23 protein-coding genes and 1 tRNA gene are annotated in these 23,118 nt (G+C 44.9%); 17 read left to right on the top strand and 7 right to left on the bottom strand.

The genetic code is table 11. The annotated features are described in order from the left end of the window. Positions 1-210 precede the first annotated feature (210 nt). The 10 genes from VMW78_01135 to amrS all read left to right on the top strand — a co-directional run bounded on the left by VMW78_01135 (position 211) and on the right by amrS (position 11,297). A complete protein-coding gene (locus tag VMW78_01135; protein HUV49614.1) occupies positions 211-993 on the top strand; it encodes an electron transfer flavoprotein subunit beta/FixA family protein in 783 nt (260 codons plus the stop codon). Positions 994-1,006: 13 nt separating this feature from the next. Beyond that, positions 1,007-1,969: an electron transfer flavoprotein subunit alpha/FixB family protein gene (locus tag VMW78_01130; GenBank protein HUV49613.1), complete on the top strand. Its 963-nt coding sequence runs from the start codon at positions 1,007-1,009 to the stop codon at positions 1,967-1,969. Positions 1,970-2,302: 333 nt separating this feature from the next. Further along, on the top strand, positions 2,303-3,622 hold the full coding sequence (gene rimO / locus VMW78_01125) for a 30S ribosomal protein S12 methylthiotransferase RimO (protein ID HUV49612.1): 1,320 nt from the start codon (positions 2,303-2,305) through the stop codon (positions 3,620-3,622). Further along, on the top strand, positions 3,619-4,602 hold the full coding sequence (locus VMW78_01120) for a polyprenyl synthetase family protein (GenBank protein ID HUV49611.1): 984 nt from the start codon (positions 3,619-3,621) through the stop codon (positions 4,600-4,602). The genes rimO and VMW78_01120 overlap by 4 nt, the downstream gene beginning before the upstream one ends. A gap of 3 nt (positions 4,603-4,605) precedes the next feature. Beyond that, the gene (locus VMW78_01115) at positions 4,606-5,787 is read left to right on the top strand and encodes a hypothetical protein (GenBank protein ID HUV49610.1); all 1,182 of its coding nucleotides are present in this window, start codon (positions 4,606-4,608) and stop codon (positions 5,785-5,787) included. A 33-nt stretch (positions 5,788-5,820) separates the two neighbouring features. Continuing rightward, positions 5,821-6,396, top strand: a complete 576-nt coding sequence (locus VMW78_01110) for a CDP-alcohol phosphatidyltransferase family protein (GenBank protein HUV49609.1) — start codon at positions 5,821-5,823, stop codon at positions 6,394-6,396. Between the two features lie 68 nt (positions 6,397-6,464). After that, positions 6,465-6,539, top strand: a tRNA-Val gene (locus tag VMW78_01105). 4 nt (positions 6,540-6,543) lie between these two features. Further along, on the top strand, positions 6,544-8,037 hold the full coding sequence (gene amrB, locus VMW78_01100) for an AmmeMemoRadiSam system protein B (protein ID HUV49608.1): 1,494 nt from the start codon (positions 6,544-6,546) through the stop codon (positions 8,035-8,037). Further along, entirely contained in the window at positions 7,970-10,138 is a 2,169-nt protein-coding gene (locus tag VMW78_01095) for a hypothetical protein (GenBank protein HUV49607.1), read from the top strand. The genes amrB and VMW78_01095 overlap by 68 nt, the downstream gene beginning before the upstream one ends. Further along, the gene (gene amrS / locus VMW78_01090; protein HUV49606.1) at positions 10,116-11,297 is read left to right on the top strand and encodes an AmmeMemoRadiSam system radical SAM enzyme; all 1,182 of its coding nucleotides are present in this window, start codon (positions 10,116-10,118) and stop codon (positions 11,295-11,297) included. The genes VMW78_01095 and amrS overlap by 23 nt, the downstream gene beginning before the upstream one ends. A 7-nt stretch (positions 11,298-11,304) precedes the next feature. Here the strand turns inward: amrS and VMW78_01085 are convergent, their stop codons facing one another. Together VMW78_01085 and VMW78_01080 are read right to left on the bottom strand one after the other, a co-directional pair. Further along, positions 11,305-12,021, bottom strand: coding sequence for a hypothetical protein (locus VMW78_01085; GenBank protein HUV49605.1), 717 nt, complete (start codon positions 12,019-12,021; stop codon positions 11,305-11,307). Then, a complete protein-coding gene (locus VMW78_01080) occupies positions 12,014-12,136 on the bottom strand; it encodes a hypothetical protein (protein ID HUV49604.1) in 123 nt (40 codons plus the stop codon). Before VMW78_01080 ends, VMW78_01085 begins: the two co-directional genes overlap by 8 nt. Positions 12,137-12,839: 703 nt before the next feature. On the opposite strand from VMW78_01080, the gene VMW78_01075 reads away from it, so the two are divergent. The 7 genes from VMW78_01075 to VMW78_01045 are packed head-to-tail and all read left to right on the top strand — an operon-like array spanning position 12,840 to position 19,080. Beyond that, positions 12,840-13,418, top strand: a complete 579-nt coding sequence (locus VMW78_01075) for a sigma-70 family RNA polymerase sigma factor (GenBank protein ID HUV49603.1) — start codon at positions 12,840-12,842, stop codon at positions 13,416-13,418. Then, complete coding sequence (locus tag VMW78_01070; protein ID HUV49602.1) at positions 13,415-13,864, top strand: hypothetical protein; 450 nt, start codon at positions 13,415-13,417, stop codon at positions 13,862-13,864. Before VMW78_01075 ends, VMW78_01070 begins: the two co-directional genes overlap by 4 nt. Continuing rightward, positions 13,861-14,340: a periplasmic heavy metal sensor gene (locus tag VMW78_01065; GenBank protein ID HUV49601.1), complete on the top strand. Its 480-nt coding sequence runs from the start codon at positions 13,861-13,863 to the stop codon at positions 14,338-14,340. Before VMW78_01070 ends, VMW78_01065 begins: the two co-directional genes overlap by 4 nt. 41 nt (positions 14,341-14,381) lie before the next feature. Beyond that, a complete protein-coding gene (locus tag VMW78_01060) occupies positions 14,382-15,833 on the top strand; it encodes an efflux transporter outer membrane subunit (protein HUV49600.1) in 1,452 nt (483 codons plus the stop codon). A 21-nt stretch (positions 15,834-15,854) separates the two neighbouring features. Beyond that, on the top strand, positions 15,855-17,144 hold the full coding sequence (locus VMW78_01055; protein ID HUV49599.1) for an efflux RND transporter periplasmic adaptor subunit: 1,290 nt from the start codon (positions 15,855-15,857) through the stop codon (positions 17,142-17,144). Further along, positions 17,141-17,869, top strand: a complete 729-nt coding sequence (locus VMW78_01050; GenBank protein HUV49598.1) for an ABC transporter ATP-binding protein — start codon at positions 17,141-17,143, stop codon at positions 17,867-17,869. Before VMW78_01055 ends, VMW78_01050 begins: the two co-directional genes overlap by 4 nt. Next, positions 17,869-19,080 (top strand): ABC transporter permease, encoded by a 1,212-nt coding sequence (locus VMW78_01045; GenBank protein ID HUV49597.1) that lies wholly within the window; start codon positions 17,869-17,871, stop codon positions 19,078-19,080. The genes VMW78_01050 and VMW78_01045 overlap by 1 nt, the downstream gene beginning before the upstream one ends. Positions 19,081-19,243: 163 nt before the next feature. Here the strand turns inward: VMW78_01045 and VMW78_01040 are convergent, their stop codons facing one another. The 5 genes from VMW78_01040 to VMW78_01020 all read right to left on the bottom strand — a co-directional run bounded on the left by VMW78_01040 (position 19,244) and on the right by VMW78_01020 (position 22,956). Next, positions 19,244-20,242 carry a rhomboid family intramembrane serine protease gene (locus VMW78_01040; GenBank protein HUV49596.1) on the bottom strand — a complete coding sequence of 333 codons (999 nt, stop codon included), beginning with the start codon at positions 20,240-20,242 and terminating at the stop codon, positions 19,244-19,246. 13 nt (positions 20,243-20,255) lie between these two features. Then, positions 20,256-20,462 (bottom strand): hypothetical protein, encoded by a 207-nt coding sequence (locus VMW78_01035; protein ID HUV49595.1) that lies wholly within the window; start codon positions 20,460-20,462, stop codon positions 20,256-20,258. Between the two features lie 38 nt (positions 20,463-20,500). Then, a complete protein-coding gene (gene tsaA, locus VMW78_01030) occupies positions 20,501-20,923 on the bottom strand; it encodes a tRNA (N6-threonylcarbamoyladenosine(37)-N6)-methyltransferase TrmO (GenBank protein ID HUV49594.1) in 423 nt (140 codons plus the stop codon). After that, complete coding sequence (gene rlmD, locus VMW78_01025; GenBank protein ID HUV49593.1) at positions 20,910-22,298, bottom strand: 23S rRNA (uracil(1939)-C(5))-methyltransferase RlmD; 1,389 nt, start codon at positions 22,296-22,298, stop codon at positions 20,910-20,912. Before rlmD ends, tsaA begins: the two co-directional genes overlap by 14 nt. 121 nt (positions 22,299-22,419) lie before the next feature. Beyond that, complete coding sequence (locus tag VMW78_01020) at positions 22,420-22,956, bottom strand: CinA family protein (protein HUV49592.1); 537 nt, start codon at positions 22,954-22,956, stop codon at positions 22,420-22,422. Between the last annotated feature and the right edge of the window lie 162 nt (positions 22,957-23,118).

Below are 23,118 nucleotides of genomic sequence, written 5' to 3'. Positions count from 1 at the left end.
ATTAAGACAATGCTTGAAACCACGTATGAGTTCAGTAAGTTATATATCCTTTGTGCCTGTTCTCGGCACAAGTCGTTGAGTGCTGGTTAAAAAAGACAGATAAATCATTTTGCTTGAAAAATTGAATTTGGCTCCTTTACCACCTTGGCTTTGATAGAAATCAAGGGCGCGAAACCTGAGTAACTAACTAAAAAAGAAAGGATACAGAAAGTGAACATTGTTGTGTTGTTAAAGCAGGTACCATCGACAGAATCGTTTATAGAAATCGCCGATGACGGGGTCTCAATCAAGACAGATGATATCAAGATGGTCATCAATCCCTATGATGAATTTGCGGTAGAGGAGGCTATCCGGCTAAAGGAAGCACACGGAGGCTCTGTCGCAATCCTTTCCGTGGGGGGCAAAAAAACAACAGAGTCAATAAGAACCGCCTTGGCAATGGGAGCGGACAGCGGTGTGCTGATACAGGACCCAGCGATAGAAGGATGCGATAGCCTTGGCATAGCGCGTATTCTGGCTGCAGCACTAAAGAAGATTCCGTTTGATCTGATCATAGCCGGCCAGAGAGCTGTTGATGATGATAATTTTCAGGTAGGTGTAGCAGTAGCCGAATATTTAAGCATCCCACATGTTTCGATGGTAATAAAGCAGGAGATCATAGACGGGAAAATCAGGTGTCACCGTACAGTCGAAGGCGGAACAGTAATATTTGATGCGCCGTTGCCGGCCCTTTTTACCACACAGCGCGGGTTGAACGAGCCTCGCTATGCTTCTCTTCCGGGCATTATGAAAGCAAAAAAGAAGCCTCTTGACATCAAAACCCTTGCAGATATCGGATTAGATGCTGAAAAGGTGGGCAAGCCGATGACAAGGATAAAGGCAATGAAATATCCTCCGGAAAGGGCGGGAGGCAAGATTATTGACGGAGACTCCGCTCAGGCAAAGGCCGCGGCTCTTGTCAGAGTTTTGCATGAAGAATCAAAAGTAATATAATTAGGAGAGAATTATGTCACAGCAATGTGTACTCGCAATAGCAGAACAGTCAGACGCTGCTTTTCGAAAAATTACTTACGAAGTTTTAAGTGAAGGCAGGCGTATCGCAAACAGCCTTGGCTGCCCCCTTACAGCCGTTGTTTTGGGAGCTGGTGAAGATATTTCAAAAGAGCTCGGGGAATATGGGGCGGACAGAATACTGGTAGCCGACAACCAGGCTCTTCGTGAATATGTAAATGATGCCTATACTAATGTAATCACGGATATTATTGATAGAGAAAACCCTTGTGTCGTGATCTTGGGCGCGTCAACGCAGGGGAAGGAATTGTCGGCGCGAATTGCGGCGCGAATAAATGCGCCTCTGGCCATGGATTGTGTGGCTGTTCAAGTTGAGAACGGCAATCTTGTAATAACCCGTCCAATGTACGGCGGTAAAATCCTGGCTGATGTGGCTCTTGACGGGAATCCTCAGATAGCGGCGATTCGGCCTAATTCTATGAGTATTGTAAAGACAGCAGGGGCCGGATCAGTTGAAAAACTTGATGTGGATCTCGGAAAGACCGATTTAACCTTTGTCGAAAAGAATCTGGAAACCGGCAAAGTTGAACTTACAGAAGCTGATGTGATTATTTCAGGCGGCAGGGGCATGGGCGGCAGCGATTTTTCTGTTATTGAAGAGCTTGCCGACCTGCTCAAAGGCGCTGTGGGCGCATCAAGATCAGCGGTTGATGAGGGATGGCGTCCTGTTTCAGATCAGGTCGGGCAGACCGGAAAGGTTGTTTCTCCAAACCTGTATGTAGCCTGCGGAATATCCGGAGCCATTCAGCACCTTGCAGGCATGTCGTCATCCAGGGTTATTGCGGCCATAAACAAGGATCCTGATGCGCCAATATTTTCTAAGGCAGATTATGGAATCGTCGGCGATCTTTTTGAAATTGTGCCTTTAATTGTAGATGAGATAAAGAGATTAAAGTGAGCTAAAGTGTTCAAGCTTCGCACCTTTTTTGTTTATTAAAGCTGGTAAGGGCCAAAATAAATTTTTAAAGCGAAATATTATACCTTAGGCTTCGACAACGGCACCAATAACAAACATTAAGACAATGCTTGAAACTACGTATAAGTTCAGTAAGTTATATATCGTTTGTGCCTGTCCATGGTACAATCCGTGGAGTGCTGGTTTAAAAGACCGATGAATCATTTCGCTTGAAAAATTGAATTTGGCTCCTTTACCGTCTTGAATTTGATAGAAATCAAGGGCGCGAAACCTGAGGTGTCTATTAGCTAACTTTAGGCACTATAATATACTATAATGAAATTGCATTTAGTGAGTTTAGGTTGCGTAAGAAATCTCGTTGACAGTGAAGTAATGCTGGGCCTGCTTGCAAAGGCCGGCTGGTCAACCACGCAGGACCCTGAAGAAGCCGATATAATAATTGTCAATACCTGCGGTTTTATCGAACCCGCAATTAATGAATCGATTGACACCATACTTGAACTGTCAAAGCTTAAACAAAGCAATAACTGCAAGAAACTGATTGTTACCGGATGCCTGCCGGAACGTTTCAGGGAGGAGATAGTATCTGCTCTTCCGGAAGTTGATTTTTTCCTTGGCACAGGGGCTTTTGATGAGATTGTGCATGCTGCTGCCGGCGGCTTAACCGATATTTCAAGATGTCTTTTGCCGGATCCGAACCTGGCGCCTCTTCAACCGCAGAATGTGCCGAGGATACACAGCTCTCCATACATGGCCTATGTAAAAGTTGCGGAAGGATGCGATAAGGGCTGCACATATTGCATTATTCCCAGGCTTCGCGGGAAATACAGAAGCCGTCCTTTTGAAGATATCGTTGCCGAAGCCCGTTCTTTGATACTGTCGGGTGTAAAGGAGTTGATACTGGTTGCTCAGGATTCAACATGTTACGGCAAGGATTTAAGCCCATCCATTGACCTTTGCATGCTGGTTGAGAGTATTGCAAACATATCGCAGAATGTATGGATCAGAATCCTGTACGGGCATCCGGAAAGTATAACCGAGTCTTTTATAAAAACGGTTGCAACGCGCAGCAATATATGTTCATATTTTGATATCCCGATTCAGCATGCAAGTCGATCTGTTTTAAAAAAGATGGGTCGTAAATATTCGAGTGACGACCTGTGCAGACTTATAGCAAAAATACGATCACTTGACACTGATGCAGTAATCAGGACTACCGTTATTGTGGGTTTTCCCGGGGAAACAGATAAAGAATTTCAGCAGGTTCTAAAATTCATACAGGAAATACGTTTTGATCATCTTGGCGCCTTCATTTATTCAGATTCCAAAGACCTCCCAAGCCACAGGCTTTCCGGACATGTTCCCGAAAAGATTGCAAGGGAGCGCTATGATTCGCTCATGTCCAGCCAGGCAAAAATATCTTTGGAAAATAATCGTAAGCGTATCGGCGAGGTTGTAAAGGTATTGGTGGAAGAAAAGGGGAAGGATAACATCTTTTTGGGTCGCAGCGCTTTTCAGGCCCCTGAGGTAGACGGCGTTACATATATAAATTCCGATCAATTACAGGCAGGTTGTTTTGCCAGCGTAAAAATTACAGATGCTCTTGAATATGACCTTATAGGAGAAGCTGTATGAGCGACCTCAAAAACAGGATATCAGCTTCAGCAAAACAGGACCTTGAAGATATTGAGATCGCCCTTAAACAGAATTTAAATCCATATCTTGATCTGGTTTCTCAGGCAGCGAGTCATATATTGTTTGCCGGCGGCAAGAGACTAAGGCCTTTGCTTATGGTACTTTCCGCCAGAATATGCGGTTATAATAGCAGCCCCGACAAGACTTTTTCGATTATGTTTGAATATCTTCATGCTGCCACACTTTTGCATGACGATCTTGTGGATGAGGCAATGCTTCGCAGGGGCAAACCTGTAGCCCATTCAATATGGGGCAATTCAATAGCGGTTCTTGTGGGTGATTTCCTTCTTGCGCGGGTTCTTTCAATCGCGGCTGATACAGGGCGCCTTGATGTCATCAAAATTATTTCGGAAATTACAGAAAATATGTCTCAAGGGGAGATCCACCAGCTTATGAGAAAGGGGCATCCGGATCTATCTGAAGAGGAGTATATGAAAATTATCCAAAATAAGACAGCTATCCTTTTTAAAGGCACATGTCAGGCAGGCGCGGTTATCGCAGATGCCCCGGAAAAAGAGGAAAGGGCTATGTCAAATTATGGTTTCAATCTCGGGATTGCCTTTCAGATGATTGATGATCTTCTCGATTATACGTCAGATGCCGGTATTCTTGGAAAGGAGGCAGGCGCAGACCTGAAAGAGGGAAAATTAACCCTGCCGCTCATATATGCATTAAAGCAGGCTGACTCAAATGATCGGGCCGTGATGGAGAAAATAATAAAAAATAAGGATTTTTCCACCGACGAATTTAAAATTTTATTAGAATTGTTAAATAAATACAAGGGGCTTAAATATACCGAAGAGTCGGCGGTAAAACATATTGCCAAGGCAAAGGAGGCTCTTGTCGGGGTTTTTAAGCCTTCAGAAACAAGGCAGCTACTTATAAATATTGCCGATTACGCGCTGGCACGGAAGTATTAAAAAATGAAACCGTCAAAACAGATATTGCTGCTTATTCTTTTTTTATTGATGATGCTTTCAGGGATTGTCCAGGCTGAAGAACACAGCGTGGTTTTGGTCATAGGAACAGGCATAGTATATGCTGATAACGTTGCTGCGGCAAGAGACCTGGCAATTTCCAACAGCCTGGTTTCGGCAATAGAAAATGTTGCAAAAGATTTTCTGCCGTTTGAGTCTCTGGTTCAGAATTTTAAGGTTATAAATGAAATTTTATATAGTAATACCGAAGAGTTTGTTAAGGGATACAAGGTGCTGACAGAGGCATTGGCCGGGGATGTTTACAGGGTAATGGTTCAGGCAACTGTTTCGATTGATAAGGTTCAGCAGAAACTCTCAATTGCAGGAATTATGATAGGCAAAAAGTCTATGCCGCGGGTTCTCTTTTTCATTTCAGAGCAAAGCACTGAAGATAGTTTGCTCCAATACTGGTGGGGAGAAGGTATGTCCGCGGTTAAAAGCGCTGCGGAAAACAGCATGGCCGGTCTAATGATGGAAAAGGGTTTTTTGATAATTGATTCAGAAAATCCGGCGCAAAATTTGAGGAATGAGACTTTAAGCTTAGAGCCTGAATCAGATCATAAGAAAGCTGTTGAACTCGGAGCCCGAGTTAATGCGGATGTGGTAATAGTCGGCAAAGCTATTGCAAGTAAAGCGCCTAATATTATGGGTAAAAACATAAAGTCATTCAAGGGGACTGTAATTGTACGGGCATTCAGGACAGACACCGGCGAAGAAATTGCCTCTGCCTCGCAAACATCCGCCTCTGCCAATGTGGATGATGTTGCAGGTGGAAGGGCTGCGCTTTCAGATGCGGGAGCCCTTGCCGGCAAAGTCCTTTCTTCGCAAATACTTGAAGAATGGCAAAAGGAAATAAAGAAGCCCGTTAATATTGAACTTGTTATTGAGGGAACCGCTAATTTCGCAAATTTTGTACAGTTTCGCAAAATTTTAAATGATATGCCTGGTGTAAATCGCGTTCAGCTTAAAGAGATGAGGATTGATGAATCTGTGATTTTCGTTGATTTTCAAGGAAATGCCAAGGAGCTTGCAGATGCTTTAATGCTTAAGGCATTTGATTCGTTCGGCATTAATATATATGAAGTGTCACAAAACAGTTTAAGGATTGAACTTATAACATCAGAATAGAATAGTTTGGCAGAATAGGATAATTTAGCTAAGTTGAAACAAAGAAATTCCGCAATTAATATCCCCAATATTTTAACCGTCATCAGGATATTACTTGTACCCCTTTTTATTATTTTCCTGCTGAAAAATATGTTTCACTTTGCACTTTTAGTATTTACTGTTGCGGCGATAAGCGACGGCCTTGACGGACTTTTTGCAAGGTATTTAGATCAGCGGACGCTATTGGGGGCTTATCTTGATCCGCTGGCAGACAAGCTGCTTTTGACCAGCGCTTTTGTTGTGCTGGCTGTTATTAAGATTATTCCCGCATGGCTTGCCGTTATTGTAATAAGCCGCGACATTTTAATAGTGCTTGGCATTGCCATTTTTGCCATGGCAGAGCTAAATATTGAAATTAGACCAAGGACAATCAGTAAATGGACAACCGTTTTCCAGCTATTCACCATTTTTTTTCTGCTGCTTGACCCCAAAATTCCCGGAGCTGATATGATTAAATGGATTTTATACTGGCTTACCGCAGGGATAACCATATTATCCGGTCTTCATTATACTTACATCGGCATGAACTTTATTCAGAATGCTTCCAACAATAACCGGAGAAATACATAACGAATTATTAATTCAAAGGTCTCACCTTGACAGGATAATTAATAGGTGATATCGGCTATTTCTAAAACAGGCACGTAGCTCAGGGGGAGAGCGCTACCCTGACACGGTAGAAGTCGTTGGTTCAAATCCAACCGTGCCTACCATAACATGAAACAGCTTTTCAATTATATCTTATTAATTCTTTTGGCCGGTTGCCTTATACTTATATTGCCTGCCAAAACCGTTTGTGCCGCCGGTATCCGTAAGGCTGTAGCAGCGGGCCGTTTCTATCCTGCTTCACGGTCTGAATTGGAGCAAACGATTGACAGTTTGACGTTTCAGGCAAAACAAACATCCATTCAGATCCCTCCTGATAAACAGCTTAAAGCTCTGATACTGCCGCATGCAGGGTATATTTATTCCGGGCTTACGGCAACTCATGCCTCGCTTGTATTAAGAAAAAATCAATTTGACAGGGTTATTTTGATGGGGCCGGATCATAAGATTGGTTTTAATAACTGCGCAATAACCAATGCAGATGCCTATGAAACCGTGCTCGGCCTTGTCAGACTGAATGATGATTCAGCAAAATTGCGCGCAAATCCCGATCTGTTTCAATCTATTCCAGACTCTGACAGGCTTGAACACTCATTGGAGGTTGTTCTGCCGTTTCTTCAGCGTTATCTGAATAAATTCGAAATAATACCGATTGTTACCGGCCGGACCGATGTAAAATTGCTGTCTCACGCAATTAAGTCTGTAATTGATGAAAAAACACTCCTGGTAGCAAGTTCGGATCTGTCTCACTACCTTTCATACCCTGAAGCCGTTAAAAGAGACAGAGAAACAATTAATATGATTTTAAACATGGAATCTGATAAGCTGTTAAAAAGCAGCAATCGCGCATGCGGCATAATACCTGTTCTAATCGTGCTTGAAATGGCCGCAAAACATGGCTGGAAACCGGTTCTTCTTCATTATTCAAACAGCGGGGACACTGCTGGAGGACGTTCACAGGTTGTCGGTTATGCGGCAATCGCATTTTATGGAGATTCATCTATGCAAAAAAAACATAATCACCAGCAAATTGATTCGCGACTTGGACAGGCTCTGGTTAAACTGGCCAGGCAAACCATTATGCAAAGACTGGGATTGGAAATTTCCGATAAAGAATCGGATTTAATGGTGGCTGCCGTTAAGGATGAAACGCTTAAGGCTCTCCGCGGCACTTTTGTAACCCTTAAGATTGGCGGCGATTTGCGTGGTTGCATCGGAAGCCTGGCAGCGGAAGAATCGATTGTTGACGGGGTAAAGCACAATGCCGTCAGCGCAGCGTTTCATGACCCTCGTTTTTCTCCTGTAACTGTTGAAGAAATAGAGGATGTGGACATAGAAATCAGCATTTTGACTAATCCTCAGCCTCTCGAATACATTGACGGTGCGGATTTGATCTCCAAGCTGAGAGTCAATGTCGACGGAGTTATTCTTCGAAAAGGGAGGGCCGGAGCCACGTTTTTGCCCCAGGTCTGGGAACAGCTTCCACGACCGGAAAAGTTTCTTTCCCATTTATGTGTAAAGGCCGGACTGTCGGCCAATGCATGGGAAAACACCAGGCTGGAAATATCGACTTACCATGTTCAATATTTTGAAGAGAAAAAGTGAACGAGCCATAACTCTGGTGGTCATTGCCACAGGCATTTCTTCTGTGGTAACTCAATTATTGATCATCCGCGAATTTCTGGCTCAATTTCAGGGAAACGAGTTTGTCATTGCCCTGATTCTTTTTAACTGGCTTATTATCGGCGGGATCGGCACCCTTCTGGCTCATCTGGCAATTAAAGGCTTTTGGCGGCCCACAGCCTACCGGCTTGGCTGGCTTTCCTTCTGCCTGGCCTGTGTTCCAACCTTGCAAATCATGGCCATCCGCGGTCTGCGTGATTATTTTTTTATTCACGGCGCTTCGGTCGGATTTTACCCAACCCTGACATATACCTTTATTACAATTGCCCCTTACGGACTGCTGCTTGGCTTTATCCTTCCATATAGCCTCTTTGTGCTCAGGCTTGAAAAACCGGATTATCCCGGGGCATTCATATACATGACAGACAATATCGGTAATGTGGCAGGCGGCGCTCTGTTTTCATTTATACTGATTTATCTCGCGACCCCTTTGCAGGCGGTTTTTCTGTCCAACCTCCCGCTGTTGGCGGCAACCTGTTTTCTATTTATCTCCATCCAACGGTATCATCTATCTGTTTTCATTGGCACAGGGCTGGCCATCGCAATTCTTCTGGCCGGTATTTTTATGGAGCCGGCATCACTTGCCGGCTTCAAAGGCGAACCAATATATTATAGCGAATCCAGATACGGCCGCATAGCCGTCTATAAAGATAATGACCAGTTTACTCTGTTTATGGACGGTACACCTGTGTTTAGCAGCCACAACCTGACCATGGCGGAAGAAACGATTCATTATCCAATGGCACAATCAACCGATCCCCGGAAAATTCTGATAATTTCGGCTCAAGGCGGGATGATTGAGGAATTGCAAAAATACCGGCTCGCACGCATAGATTATGTTGAGCTTGATCCAGAGGTTAGCTCTGCTTTGTTCAGGTTTGGTCTGATAAAGGATATTCCGGGTTTGCACGTTATTCATCAAGATGCCAGGGCATACCTGACAAAATCTGATGAAATCTATGACGCTATAATAGTCAATCTGCCTGAACCTGAAACTTTTCAAATAAACCGGTTTTTTACAACCCGCTTTTTTGCTCTGGCAAAGCAACATCTTGCAGGCTCGGGAATATTAAGTTTTTCAGTGCGGGGATTTGACAGCTACCTTGCCGAAACCCAGCGCCAAAAGATCTCTTCCCTGTATAATACCGTGTCAGAGTATTTTGACCATGTTTTGCTGCTGCCGGGGCAAAAGATTTTTTTTCTGTGCGGCAACCGCCCGATCAGGACGGATATTCCCGCGTGTCTTCTTGAAAAAGGGATTCAAACCTCTTACATCAGCGGCTTTTATTACGGCAATATGACAAACGAGAAAATAGCGGGATTAAACAATCTGCTCGATTCAGGCGCCCCTAAAAACATCGACGAATCCCCCCTGTTGATACGATTGATGTTTTCACAGTGGTTTGCCGAATTCTCCACATCCCCGAATCGATTCATCGTCGGCCTGACAATTTTGCTTTTAATATATATGTTCTTTATTAAAGCAGAAGAGTTTGTTCTCTTTTCAACCGGCTGCATGACCATGGGCAGCGAAATCCTGGTTGTTTTTGCTTTTCAGATTTTTTTCGGTTATATTTATTTTCAGATAGGCTTGATCATAACCGTTTTTTTAGCCGGCCTGCTGCCCGGCGCCTGGTTTGGTGAAAAACTACGTGGCCAAGGGAAACAGATGCTGATAATTGCAGACAGCCTGCTGATTATCCTTTTGGGGTTTTTTATTCTGGCCATTAAGTATGGCGGAGACCGGTTGCCGGTTGTTTTATTTCTTTTGTTTGGATTTGTGATTTCTTTGATATGCGGTTTTCAATTTCCTGTTGCGCTTCGTTTAAGAGGCGGTGATAATCGTGTGTTTACACGAGCCTTTTCCGCTGACTTGATAGGCGCCGCCTTTGGCACTCTGTTTACCAGCGTGGTGCTTATTCCATACCTTGGCATTGTATGGGCCACGACGGGATTAATCGGCCTGAAACTCACAAGCTTAACTATTATGGCGACAAGACATGAGAAAAATAAGCAGACGTAAATTCCTGTATTGTAGCGCGGCTGTTCTTTCAACTGCCATGCCTTTTCGTTCCTTTTGGCCTGTTGCAGTAACAGATAGCGAGGCATCCGGGTCCGTTGATATCAGCGGCAAGGTGTTTACAGGGGATGCGCCTGCAAAATTATGGAAATGGTCTCATGAAGGATTTCTTTATAAGAAGTTAAAAAAAAACAGGGTGGCATGCGGCATCTGCCCGAACAGATGTGTTCTGGCGACGGGCGATTTAAGCGTCTGCCGCAGTAAAGTTAATATTGACGGAACATTATACAGCCTGGCCTACGGCAACCCCTGCAGCGTGCATGTCGATCCAATAGAGAAAAAACCGCTTTTCCATTTTAAACCAAAATCAAGGGCATTTTCCATAGCTACCACAGGTTGCAATTTCCGCTGTTTGAACTGTCAAAACTGGGAGATTTCTCAGGTAAAACCATGGCAGGTGCGCCATGTCGAGCTTTTCCCGCCGGATGTTGTGATTGAGGCAAAGCGCGCCAAGGCCGAATCCATAGCATATACATATTCCGAACCAACCACCTTTTTTGAATACATGATCGACATCGCGCGTATCGCTAGGGAGGAGGGCATATATAACCTGTGGATATCGAACGGCTACATTAACAGAAAACCGCTGCTGGAGTTGTGCAAGGTTCTGGACGCAGCCAATGTAAACCTGAAGTCATACAGTGATGCCATATACAGGAAATTAAACGGCGGCAGGCTTGAGCCGGTGTTGAATACATTTAAGACACTGCATGAACAGGGGGTACACTTTGAAATGACTAATCTGGTAGTTCCGGGATATGTTGATGATGCTGATATGGCTAAAAGGATGTGCGAATGGATTCTCAAAAATCTCGGCCCTGATTATCCGTTGCATTTTTTACGATTTTTCCCCGGATACAAATTAGACAGGCTGGCGCCGACCCCCATATCTACCCTGAGCCGCTTTCGTGAATTGGCCATGCATGAGGGGATCCGTTATGTATATGTAGGCAATGTGCCAGGCCATGAAGGTAACAATACCTATTGCCATAATTGCGGAAAATTATTGGTTGAAAGAAAAGGATATTTAATTCCAATTTATAATCTTGCCGGAAATAGATGCAAGTTTTGCAAGAGCGTTATTCCAGGCGTATGGGTGTGATCTGGTTTTATTTGATCAGCTCTTTTGTCCTGTTTCTGTATTTAGCATGTACAGCGTTTGCCAGAGCGCCAAGCTCTTTGTGAACAGCATCTGGATCAAGAAGCTGTGGTGGCTGGATAAGGTTGAATTGTTCGATTCGTACAGGTTTAAAATAAAGGCTTTTTTCAACTGCGCCAAGTTCTTCGGGAGTAAAATTTTCGCCCATAAAATGCTTTTTTACAATATTTCCAACATCCATACTCCTTAAAAAATTTATAATAGTGAGCAGATCGTGGTTTTTTTCAAATTTAGCCAGGTTGGTGTTTACAGCTTTGCATTCCTCTTCAAGATTTTCGTGAGCCTCCGTATATTTATTATTCCATGTAACCAGCCTCTGATATGCCTCTAAAGCCAGCTTCCTGAATCTGGCCTTGTCGGTAAGGCCGTGCACCTTAATAGACCGGAGATCTTTTCGGCATTTTGAGTTTTTGCCGATCCGATCATTAAAAGGGGGTTCCTTTAACCCAAGAATGTTCACGAATTCGTTAATAAACCCGGTTTCAAAAAGTAAATCATACATGCGCGCAAAGCGGCAAAAGAGCATCTCCTGCAGTTGGGCGGCGTGCTGTGCCAATTCCTCAGCATAGTGGATCTGTTCTTCTATCAACCGCCTTTCGTAAAGATAATTTTGAATAACCTCCTCTTTGACCTCACGGGTCAATGCGGAGATGAAATCATCATGCATAGACAGTGTTCAGTTCCTCCTCTGTGATGTCAAACACCTCGACTGGAAAGGCTTCAACTTTGCCGGGATGATATAATATCTTTACAATCAGGCTAAAATCAATATTTATTTCCATTGAGGAGAGAGCCATGTTCGCAACATATACCGCAAAGTTTTTATGGAAACCCTCATTGGAGGATGCAGAATCGTTGATATGCTTACAGGCGAACAACTAAAATTTCTTGTTCCTGGTTTTCCCCCATTCCTTTAACTATTTCACAATATCTAAAAAATTAAGGTTTAGTCAAAACTGATAAACTCGTAAAAAGTCGAAAACACACATTTTTTGTCATTCCGGCCCCGCATCAAGTGCGGGATAAACTTCAGCCTGACACGTAGTGACACGAAGTGAAGCATCAGCGCTAACCGTTAGCGCTATCCAGTATTTTCAGGTAGTTGCAACAGCTATGGACTCCGGTTTTCACCGGAGTGACGACTTTTTACGAATTAGTCAAAACTATTGCCGATGTTTTGAGCATGATTAAGTACAAAAGAAAAAAGCGAAGACTTTTCAACCTTCGTTCGTATTAACTTATAAAAGTATACTTAACTCAGTTGAAAATATTCAAAGAAAGATCTATATGAGTAAACAATCATGAAGAAAAAAATGGTCGTAGCGGCGTTAGCTGTTTGTGTGGACGACGTGATGGATGTCGATATTTGAGATCTGGCAACGATACTCACAGCAGGAAATGAAATGCCTGCGTGAAGCGTAACCCGCGTATACCTGTAAGAGTGATATTGCTTATAAAACCAGTCATGGCGGCAGACATATAACAGTGAACATAGATATAAAACTCTCACATCTGGATGACGTGTCTCTGATCTACCAGATACAGAAGGGAAGCCATGAAGCGTTTGCAGCACTTGTATGTCGTCACTCTAATCGATGTTACAGGATTGCCTATCGCCTTGTTTCTAATAAGGACGATGCAGAGGACATTGTACAGGAAGCGTTTTTAAAATTATGGGGCAGACCAAAACTTTGGGATCCCAACAAACGAGCCAAATTCACAACCTGGTTTTATAAGGTGATCATAAACCAATGTCTTGATCACAACAAAAAGAAAAAGCCATTAGACCTACCCGAAGGTATAGAAGAGTTTATAGACAGAAATCCTGGGCAAGATGCTTTATTAGATGCTCATCAAAAACAGGCTATACTGGAAAGATCCATTCGTGAACTGTCGGAGAGGCAGCAATTGGCCGTTAACCTGTGCTTTTATGAAGGATTAAGCAATAATGAGGCCGCGGAAATCGTTGGCGTAAAAGTTAAAGCACTGCAATCTCTCCTCATGCGTGCCAAAACGATATTGAAGGACAAAGTCAAACAATATCTATACGGAGGTTTGATATGACAATTCACGTTAAACATTTCAAACAAAACATGCTTGTATATGGCTCTAATGTTTATAACTGGCCGGAGGGCATAAGAGAAGCAGGGCTTAAGGCTCTGGATAGATCTTCCGAGCTCCAGGCATTATTGGCGGATGAGGAATGCTTTGAAAAAGCTCTCAAAACGAGAAAATATGAAGAACCGAGCATAGATCTATCAGAGCGAATTATCTCAGCGACTCAACATATGAAGAAAAAAGAGCGGAGCAATTCTGGTGGGTTTTTTTCAGAGTTACTTTGGGAATTCAGTTTGCCTAAATCGGCACGTACAGCGGTTTTTGTTTCGCTCATTTTTGCTTTGATATTTGGATTTGCCATGAGCTTTTCAAATCCGTCGGGGTATGTTTCCGCCGAACAATACAAAACGAACTTAGAAGAGTTTCTATACTATGAAGGAGAGATACTATGAGCAAAAAAATAAAGGTTATGGTCTTTAGTTCACTTCTTCTGAATGCATTGCTTATCGGTGTCATAGTAGGCGATTTGTCACATCGCTTCAGCAGGGAACATTTTATTGGAAGGCACGCGGAGCTTATATCAAAATTGCCTAGGGATAAAGCAGCGTTGTTTCTTAAAACAGTGGAAAGTGTGCATCTAAATAATCGGAACATATACCATCAGATCCGAGAAGCAAGAAAAGAAGCGATGAAAATTTTAGCTGCACCTGAATTTGATGAAGCTGCCTACCGGCTTAAGCTGAAAAAACTTCACGAACTGGGCGACCTCAAGATGCAGGGGCTGGCAAATGCGACTATTGAACTAGCGATACAGTTTGGCCAGGAAGAGAGAAGGGCATTGGCTCAGCATCTGAGGCATGAACTGCGACGTCCACGAGACACCAAGTCTCCGCGCAATGCAAGAACGTCAAATCATGAAAATTTATGAACAGAGTTTGTTGGAGCTTTGGTATGAGATACGAGTAACACATGAATTCAATTAAAACAGGCTTAATAGAATTCAGGGAGCTTCTCCTGGCAATGGTCATGATGTCAGTGCTTGCAGGGTGCATGACTGTCGGGCCGGATTATGCGCTGCCTGATGTATCATTGCCCGCAGCATGGTCTGCTCAAATAAAGGGTGGCTTGATCGTCGAAGATTTAGACAGGAAAGCGCCGGCCGATTGGTGGTTGATACTCAATGATTCTGTACTGACAAGTCTGATTGAGCAGGCGGTCGCAAGCAACCTCGATTTAAAGGAGGCCCGAGCGAGGGTTCGGGAGGCGCGTGCCCTCCGTGGTATCAGCAAGGCCGATCGTTTTCCAACTATTGACGCCAGTGGTGCGGCAAGGTTGAGCCGTAGCAGCGAAAATACCGGTAGTGGGGCCGAGAGAAAGCTCTATTCAGCAGGCTTTGATGCTACCTGGGAGCTGGATTTATTTGGCGGAAAACAACGCGCCATAGAAGCGGCCGAAGCTAAGCTGCAGGTAAGTGAAGAGGACTTGCGGGACGTGCTTGTCAGCCTGCTTGCCGAAGTCGCCCTTAATTATGTCGAGGTGCGTTCGTTTCAGACCCGGTTGTTGGTTGCGCACGCCAATCTTGATGCACAGAAGGAAACATATAACATCGCCCAATGGCGTTTTCAGGCCGGCCTGTCGACTCGGCTCGACGTAGAACAGGCTAAGTACAATTTGGAGCAGACCCGATCCCAGATACCTGATCTAAATACCGGGGTCGCGCAAGCCAGGAATCGCTTATCCGTTCTGCTTGGACAATACCCTGGTTCCCTGGGAATGGCTTTGTCTGAACACAAAGCCATTCCGGTTACCCCTCTTGAGGTCGCTGTTGGTGTGCCGGCCGATGTCTTGCGACATCGGCCGGATGTCCGACGAGCAGAGCGTCAACTGGCCGCGCAAACCGCACAGGTAGGGGTTGCCACCGCGGATTTGTATCCCAAGTTTTCACTCCTCGGCTCCATTGGTCTTGAAGCCTTGTCGCTGGACAATCTGTTTTTAGCCGGCAGTCGAACCCACAGTATAGGACCACGCATTACCTGGCCTGTCTTTGATGCAGGAACTATCCGCAAAAACATCGACGTGCAATCTGCTCTGCAGGAGCAGGCGTTGATTCAATATGAGGCTGCAATCCTCAAAGCACTGGAGGAAGTCGAGAACGCGCTTATTGCTTATGCTGAAGAGCATAGTCGCAGACAGTCGCTAAGCGAGGCGACAGAGGCTGCACAGCAAGCCGTTGATCTTGCGCAAAGCCTGTATTTATCAGGACTGATCGATTTCACCGATGTGCTGGATGCACAGCGTTCATTGTTATCATTCCAAAACCAGCTATCTGTTAGTGAGAGTGAAGTAACCTCCAATCTGATAACTCTTTACAAGGCCCTCGGAGGGGGATGGACATCCCTTGTGATCAATGACAATCAATAGATTCAAGCATGGAAAGAAGCCATGAAATACAACATAAATTCAGAATCAAACATTAGCCAAACTCTGGGTATCGACCAGTCCCAAAACCACAGAAAGCATCTGAAACAATGGCTCATCATAGCTCTACTGGCAATAGTGGGGGGAACAAGCGCTGTTGTTTGGAAGAGGGTAGAAAAATCCGATTCCATGCAGTACCAGACCCAGAAAGTTCAGCAAGGAAACCTGACCATGACTGTGACAGCGACAGGTAACCTGGAGCCAACCAATCAGGTGGATGTGGGCACCGAGGTATCCGGAACCGTGGAAACCGTCGAGGTCGATTACAATGACCATGTAAAGATCGGCCAGGTCCTGGCGCGGCTGGACATGTCGAAGCTCCAAGCGCAGGTTCTAAAGTCGAAGGCGGCCCTGGAATCGGCCCGGGCAAAGGTTCTGGAAACACAGGCCACCGTCAATGAAACACGCAATGAACTGGAGCGGTTAAAGCGGGTCTGGGAATTGAGCGATAACAAGGTGCCATCGCAACACGACATGGATGCGGCACATGCGGCGCTGCAAAGAGCGCTGGCCGCCAAGACCACCGCAAAATCCCAAGTCTCTGAAGCCCAGGCCACTCTGGAAGCTAACGAGACGGATCTGTCTAAAGCAGTCATCCACTCGCCCATTAACGGTATTGTCCTTACGCGTAGCGTGGAACCCGGCCAAACTGTTGCCTCCTCATTGCAGTCCCCGGTGCTGTTCACTTTGGCCGAGGATCTGACCAAGATGGAACTCCACGTGGACGTGGACGAAGCCGATGTGGGTCAGGTAAAAGAGGGACAGGAGGCGACCTTTGCTGTCGATGCCCATCCAAATCGGACTTTTCCAGCGCTGATCGCCCAGGTCCGTTATGGCTCTCAGACTGTGAATGGTGTCGTTACGTACAAAACCGTACTAAATGTGGATAACTCAGATCTGTCCTTGCGGCCTGGAATGACGGCAACGGCAGACATCACCGTAAAAAAAGTCGAGAATGCAATCCTGTTACCAAATGCTGCATTGCGTTTTGCCCCTTTGATCAAAGAAAAAGAAGCTACATCCAATGGCGGCCTGTTCAGTAAACTCCTGCCAGGTCGGCATAGATCATCGCAGGAACAGCGTAAAAATGATATTGTCGATAACAAACAACGCGTCTGGACACTGCGCGATGGACAACTTATCGCTATTGGTATCATGACAGGAGTTACTGATGGCAAAATGACCGAGGTTATCAGTGGCGACATTGAGCCAGGGATGGAGCTCGTTGTCGATACAATGAGAGAGAGACAATGAAGACAACCACTTCCACTCAAACCGGCAAACACTACCTTATCGAGCTGAAGGGCGTAAACAAGGTATACGGCAAGGGTCCTGCAGCCATGCAGGCCCTACAGGAAATAGACTTGCGTATTTGTCAGGGTGAGTTCGTGGCTGTAATGGGGCCAAGTGGATCAGGCAAATCTACCTGCATGAATATTTTAGGTTGTTTAGATACTCCCAGCAGCGGTGTCTTCCTGTTTGAAGGCATTGACGTTGGAAAGCTGTCCCGCGACCAGCGTGCACTGTTACGCCGGCATTATCTGGGGTTTGTGTTTCAGGGCTTCAACCTCCTAAACCGCACTTCAGCTTTGGAAAATGTTGAACTACCCTTAATCTATCGCGGTACGCCTGTGGGAGAGCGAAGGGTACGCGCCCTTCAAGCCCTTGAAGCGGTTGGGCTTACAGGATGGGAAACGCACACGCCGGGCGAACTCTCCGGTGGACAGCAACAAAGGGTCGCCATAGCCCGTGCCATTGTTACTAATCCCAAGGTTCTGCTGGCCGACGAGCCCACCGGCAACCTGGATTCCGCGCGCAGTCGTGAAATCATGGAGGTGCTTGCTGCATTTAACAAAGAACGCGGCATAACAATCGCCATGGTGACTCATGATGCCAATATAGCGGTCTACGCAAAACGAATCATTCGCTTCTTCGACGGAAGCATCGATTCTGAAGAGGGAAAACCGGAGATTGCTTAATGTTCAGTGAAACAATTCTACTATCTTTGCGGGAAATTCGTCGCAACCTCATGCGCTCATCTCTGACAATTCTGGGTATCGTTATCGGGGTAGCTGCTGTGATCACCATGGTGACTTTGGGTAGAGGGGCCACGGCACAGGTAGCCTCCGATATCGCCAAATTGGGGACCAATCTGCTCCAGGTCAGACCGGGCCAGGATCGCCACGGTCCTGGTGGCACACATTCAACCGGTGACATGTTTAAGGCGAAAGATGCCGAGGCCATTGCCCAGGAGATTTTTGGCCTTTCTGCCGTAGCGCCGATTGCATCTCAGACAGTCCAATCTATTTACGGAAATGAAAACTGGTCTACCACAGTTACCGGCAGCACCAATGATTATTTGCAGGTCAGCAACTGGCTGCTTGAAAGCGGTCGTCAATTTATGGAAGGCGAACTTCGAGCAGGCAAAGCCGTGTGCATACTTGGTGCTACTGTGCGCAATAAGCTCTTTGGCGGCCGGAATCCTATAGGAGCCACCATTCGCCTGGGTAAGCTTTCCTGCAACGTGATCGGCGTATTAAATCCCAAAGGGCAGTCCAGCTTTGGCACGGATCAGGATGACTTCGTGCTTATTCCTTTACGCGTGCTTCAACGACGAATCACGGGGAATTCTGATGTGAGCCGTATTTTGGTTTCAGCGCATGATGGCGTTTCAACCAGGAAAGTCGAGCAGGATATCGAGCAACTGATGCGCGAGCGTCGTCACATTTCGCCGAGCAAAGATGATGATTTTTATGTCAGAGATATGCAAGAACTAGTCAGCACGATGACAGGGACAACCCGTGTACTTACCGGACTACTGGGGGCAGTGGCAGCAGTAAGCCTCCTTGTCGGCGGAATCGGCATAATGAATATCATGCTGGTGTCGGTTACGGAAAGAACGCGGGAGATCGGCATCAGACTCGCCATTGGCGCCCTGGAACGGGATGTTCTGATGCAGTTTTTGGTTGAGGCCGTAGTGTTGTCTTCCTTAGGAGGGGTGATCGGCATCGTTCTTGGGATCTCGGCTGCCGCGGTCGGCGCCATTGTCCTCGCTGTTCCCTTTGTCTTTGATCCTATAATTATCATAATCGCGTTCGTATTTTCTGCTGCGGTAGGTGTCGTTTTCGGCTACTTTCCAGCCAGGCAGGCCGGGCAAATGGACCCGATCGAAGCCCTTCGCTACGAATAACTGTTCTCTATTGTTTTTAATGCCTAACGAACATGCGTTTGCCCTGAAAATTGATCAAGGTAAACGCATGTGCAAATGAGAAACTGCTTTCTTTTTCAATTGTTTTTTTGTTCTTGCCGGAACCCCTGAATGAACACCGGCTTTTAGATCACAATTCAAACACTCATCCGGATTTGCCCATGGGTGGTGAATTCACCACTATATTCACTTTTAGATACAAATCCCCTTTTTTATCTCCTGCAACTATCCGCCCTAATCCTCGGATGCGCAGTTTGTTTCCATCCTTAATATTGGGTGGAATTGTCAATAAAAAGCTTCGTTTTTTAAAGCCGACCGGAATATTAATCAATTTGCGGGTACCGAAAAATGCTTCGCGGGAATTGATAAAGATGTTTCCATAGGAATTGGGGTCATTATCCATTGAGATCGGGCGTACAACCTGAATTTTCGATGTTGTGCGTTTTTGGGTAATTTTTCTTATTTTACTACTCACTCCGATTTTAGGTATCAGCGTAAAAAGCTTTAAAAATATAATACCGAAAATAAATCCGCCTATATGTGCCCACCATGCGATTCCGCCTATTTGGCCCGGGCTTGCCGTGGCGCTCAGGAACTGAAACAGGAACCAGATACCAAGAAAAAAATATGCGGGAATCTCTACAAAAGGGAAGAAGAAAAAAAAAGGTACCAGGGTTAGTATCTTGGCCCTGGGAAATAGAACGAAATAGGCTCCCATTATACCGGCAATCGCACCGCTGGCTCCGATGGTCGGTATTTGTGAATGCGGATTAGAAACAACGTGAACAATGCCGGATGCAAGACCGCAGAGAAGGTAAAAAGCGAGATACCGTATTGGGCCGAGTCGCTCTTCCACGTTATCGCCAAAGATATAGAGACTCCACATATTACTCAGAAGATGTAAGAATCCTCCATGGAGAAACATAAACGAAAACAAGGTGAGGAGATGTTCCCCTGATGTGAAACGAGAAGATATCTGGGGGATGAAATAGCGATCCGGGACAAGACCATATGTGTAGATAAATTCGTTTAAACGGTGGCCTTGCGCCAGCTCTATTAGAAAAAATATAACACTGATGCCGATAAGTGTATTGTTGACTACAGGATAGCTTGAAGAACGTTGCGAGCTTCGTAAAGGTATCATTATTTCAATTCTTTTATTCGGCTGGTTTTTCCGGCAGAGGGAAAAAATATTCACTGGTCTTAAAACAGACGCTTTTGCATGATTTAGGCATATAAGCATTAACCCAATCCAGCACATCGTGGCCGATGCAAAATTCACCCAACAAAGCAAGACTTGCGGAAGATGCCTGAGCCTCTTCGGCGTTTTTAAATTTTAAAGGAAGATCTGTTTGACTTGTCATTATTCATAAACTCGTAAAAACTTTCTTTACGAAACGTGTTAGGTGTTAAGTGTTAAGGGTTTGATATCCCAAATGGGGGTGTTGTTGTACATATCCAGACCTTTAACATAAATGACGTTGCTTTTTACTTTAAGTACTTCCAGAACCGACATGCCGATCGGGTTTGGTCTCCGTGGCGAGCAGCAGCTGAAAACCCCAATTATTTCTTTGCGATGCGGAGGGCTTTGCTTGAGATACCTGGAAGTGAATGCAGGACTTTTATGGAAATGGAAAATCACGACAATGTGCTGACCGGCCTTGATGTCCTCCATGCCCTCAATATATTCCTCATTAATAATCAGCCTTCCTTCAACATCTGAAACAGACCAATGCCTGGGAACCTTTTCAAATTCATGGCGCACAAAACCTATAGGCTTCATTTCAATTGCCATTGCACCTGTATCATTTTTATTTTTTTTCAAGCCTTGCCACCGATTCTATATGATATGTGTGAGGGAACATGTCAACCGGCTGTGTTTCCAGTAAATTATATTTATCCTTTATAAGCCCGATATCCCTTGCCATGGTTGTGGGATTGCAGGATACATAAACAATTTTTTCAGGCGCTATTTTAAGAACATGCTTTACTACATCCTTGTGCATACCTACTCTTGGAGGATCGATTATCATAACATCAGGGCTTTCCGTAACCTGCGGCAGGCAGTCCTTTATATCGCCATGGATAAACCGGCAATTTGATATCATGTTTTTTTTGCAGTTATTTTGCGCATTAGCCACGGCAGATGCAACTATCTCGATGCCTGTTATCTCTTTTGCACTGTCTGCAAGAAAAACAGATATCGCCCCTGTGCCGCTGTATAAATCCACAACCCTTTCTTTGCCGCTGAGTCCGGCATATTCCCTGACCGTCCGGAAAAGCTGCTCCGCACCAGCCGTGTTGGTTTGAAAAAACGAGTTTGCAGATATCTCAAACTCACAAGGACCGATTTTATCTTTTATGCAGGAGGCTCCGGCAAGTAATATTTCATATTCTCCAATGGCCACGCCGGCTTTGCGAGCAGTAATGTTATTTACAATCGAGACTATTTCCGGATATTTATTCATCAAGAGATCGGCGAGAGGCTGCAGAATTTTTTTGTTTTCTTCTGAAGTTATGATGTTAACCATCCATTGGTCATATGCAGCGGAATGTCTCAGCATAACAAACCGCCAGAACCCGATGTGGCTGTAAAGACTATATACGGGGGTTTTGGAGTTTTTAATATAATTTCTAACATCTTCGAGGATATGATTGCCTGATTTTGGCTGAAGCAGGCATGCCTTTGTGTCAAGCACCTTGCTAAATGTGCCAGGCACATGAAGACCGATGGCAAAGCCTGTATCAATATCCTTTTTATCCATCTCGTCAGGCAGCAGCCATTTTCGGTCGGAACATGTAAACTCCATCTTGTTTCTGTACTCAAAAATCCGGCTGGAAGGGATTGTTTTATGCACTACAGGATCATGTATAAGCCCTATATGTTCAATAGAATCGATGACATGCCCTTGTTTGAACTCAAGCTGCCTGTCATAAGCTAAAAACTGCCACTTACATCCGCCACAATAGTTGCTGTACATGCATGGCGGATCTATTCTATATGGAGACGGCTCCTTTATTAATACTATTCTGGCCTCTGCATAGCTTTTTTTCTTTTTAGTTATGAGGGCATCAACAAGGTCTAAAGGTACTGCCCCGTCAACAAAAACAGCCATGCCGTCAACACGCGCAAGCCCCTTTCCGCCAAAGGCGATATCCGAGATTCTAAGCTCCAGTGTCTGTCCTTTTTTAATACCCATAAAGCAAATCCTTATATAAAAACTTTTACCACAGAGTTCAAAGAGCACGCTGAGATTTTCTATAAAAAAGCATTTGCTCTGTGCTCTCTGTGTGCTCCGTGTTGAAAATGTTATGTCTTATTCAATTTTGCTCAAGAAGTTCGGTTCTCAACAGGTCAAGGGCTTTCATGGCAAATATTTTTTTATTCGTCAGCCTGTCATTGCCGGCAAAGTTGAAACAATAACCTTTTACATGTTTGGGCGTGGCAAGCCCGATACATACGGTTCCTACAGGCTTATCATCGGTTGCCCCACCGGGCCCCGCAATTCCGCTTGTTGAAAGTCCATAAGTTGCGCCGGCAATCCGTCGCACTCCTATAGCCATCTCTTTTGCAGTTTCTTCATGCACGGCTCCGTATCGTTTTATTGTTTCAGGCGATACTCCAAGCAGATTTATTTTGGCTTCATTCGAATATGTTATGCCGGATAAAAGAAAATAGTCCGAACTTCCCGGCACATTTGTAATCATATGGGATATAAGGCCGCCTGTACAGCTTTCGGCAATCGCAATGCCGGCATTTTGTCTGCAAAGGAGTTTGCCGATCTGCCTGACGATTTCAATTTCCGCCTTTTCGTCCAAACAGATTTCATTCCCTGTGTTTAGTGTTTCTGCTGCCATAGCTGAAATTTTCTCCTGTTAAATAAAAAGCAAGCATTTACGGGTTCAAAAGTTCACCTGAACCCTGAACCCGTAAACGATTACAATAAAAAAACTTGACAAATATATAACAAAATAACTATAGATAAAGTCTTATAGGAAAATTTACAAATGAAAACAATC

The sequence above is a fragment of the Anaerolineae bacterium genome (assembly GCA_035529315.1).
GTDB lineage: Bacteria > Desulfobacterota > Desulfobacteria > Desulfobacterales > ETH-SRB1 > Desulfaltia.
The sequence above is the reverse complement of the archived record's forward strand: the minus strand, read 5'-3'. Positions and strand labels throughout refer to the sequence as shown.

What these genes read in the sequence shown, in the direction of transcription:
- VMW78_01130 (HUV49613.1), top strand. Translation starts at nt 1,007, where the DNA reads ATGTCACAGCAATGTGTACTCGCAATAGCAGAACAGTCAGACGCTGCT.
- rimO (HUV49612.1), top strand. Translation starts at nt 2,303, where the DNA reads ATGAAATTGCATTTAGTGAGTTTAGGTTGCGTAAGAAATCTCGTTGAC.
- VMW78_01120 (HUV49611.1), top strand. Translation starts at nt 3,619, where the DNA reads ATGAGCGACCTCAAAAACAGGATATCAGCTTCAGCAAAACAGGACCTT.
- VMW78_01115 (HUV49610.1), top strand. Translation starts at nt 4,606, where the DNA reads ATGAAACCGTCAAAACAGATATTGCTGCTTATTCTTTTTTTATTGATG.
- amrB (HUV49608.1), top strand. Translation starts at nt 6,544, where the DNA reads ATGAAACAGCTTTTCAATTATATCTTATTAATTCTTTTGGCCGGTTGC.
- VMW78_01095 (HUV49607.1), top strand. Translation starts at nt 7,970, where the DNA reads ATGCATGGGAAAACACCAGGCTGGAAATATCGACTTACCATGTTCAAT.
- amrS (HUV49606.1), top strand. Translation starts at nt 10,116, where the DNA reads ATGAGAAAAATAAGCAGACGTAAATTCCTGTATTGTAGCGCGGCTGTT.
- VMW78_01085 (HUV49605.1), bottom strand. Translation starts at nt 12,021, where the DNA reads ATGCATGATGATTTCATCTCCGCATTGACCCGTGAGGTCAAAGAGGAG.
- VMW78_01080 (HUV49604.1), bottom strand. Translation starts at nt 12,136, where the DNA reads ATGGAAATAAATATTGATTTTAGCCTGATTGTAAAGATATTATATCAT.
- VMW78_01070 (HUV49602.1), top strand. Translation starts at nt 13,415, where the DNA reads ATGACAATTCACGTTAAACATTTCAAACAAAACATGCTTGTATATGGC.
- VMW78_01065 (HUV49601.1), top strand. Translation starts at nt 13,861, where the DNA reads ATGAGCAAAAAAATAAAGGTTATGGTCTTTAGTTCACTTCTTCTGAAT.
- VMW78_01060 (HUV49600.1), top strand. Translation starts at nt 14,382, where the DNA reads ATGAATTCAATTAAAACAGGCTTAATAGAATTCAGGGAGCTTCTCCTG.
- VMW78_01055 (HUV49599.1), top strand. Translation starts at nt 15,855, where the DNA reads ATGAAATACAACATAAATTCAGAATCAAACATTAGCCAAACTCTGGGT.
- VMW78_01050 (HUV49598.1), top strand. Translation starts at nt 17,141, where the DNA reads ATGAAGACAACCACTTCCACTCAAACCGGCAAACACTACCTTATCGAG.
- VMW78_01045 (HUV49597.1), top strand. Translation starts at nt 17,869, where the DNA reads ATGTTCAGTGAAACAATTCTACTATCTTTGCGGGAAATTCGTCGCAAC.
- VMW78_01040 (HUV49596.1), bottom strand. Translation starts at nt 20,242, where the DNA reads ATGATACCTTTACGAAGCTCGCAACGTTCTTCAAGCTATCCTGTAGTC.
- VMW78_01035 (HUV49595.1), bottom strand. Translation starts at nt 20,462, where the DNA reads ATGACAAGTCAAACAGATCTTCCTTTAAAATTTAAAAACGCCGAAGAG.
- rlmD (HUV49593.1), bottom strand. Translation starts at nt 22,298, where the DNA reads ATGGGTATTAAAAAAGGACAGACACTGGAGCTTAGAATCTCGGATATC.
- VMW78_01020 (HUV49592.1), bottom strand. Translation starts at nt 22,956, where the DNA reads ATGGCAGCAGAAACACTAAACACAGGGAATGAAATCTGTTTGGACGAA.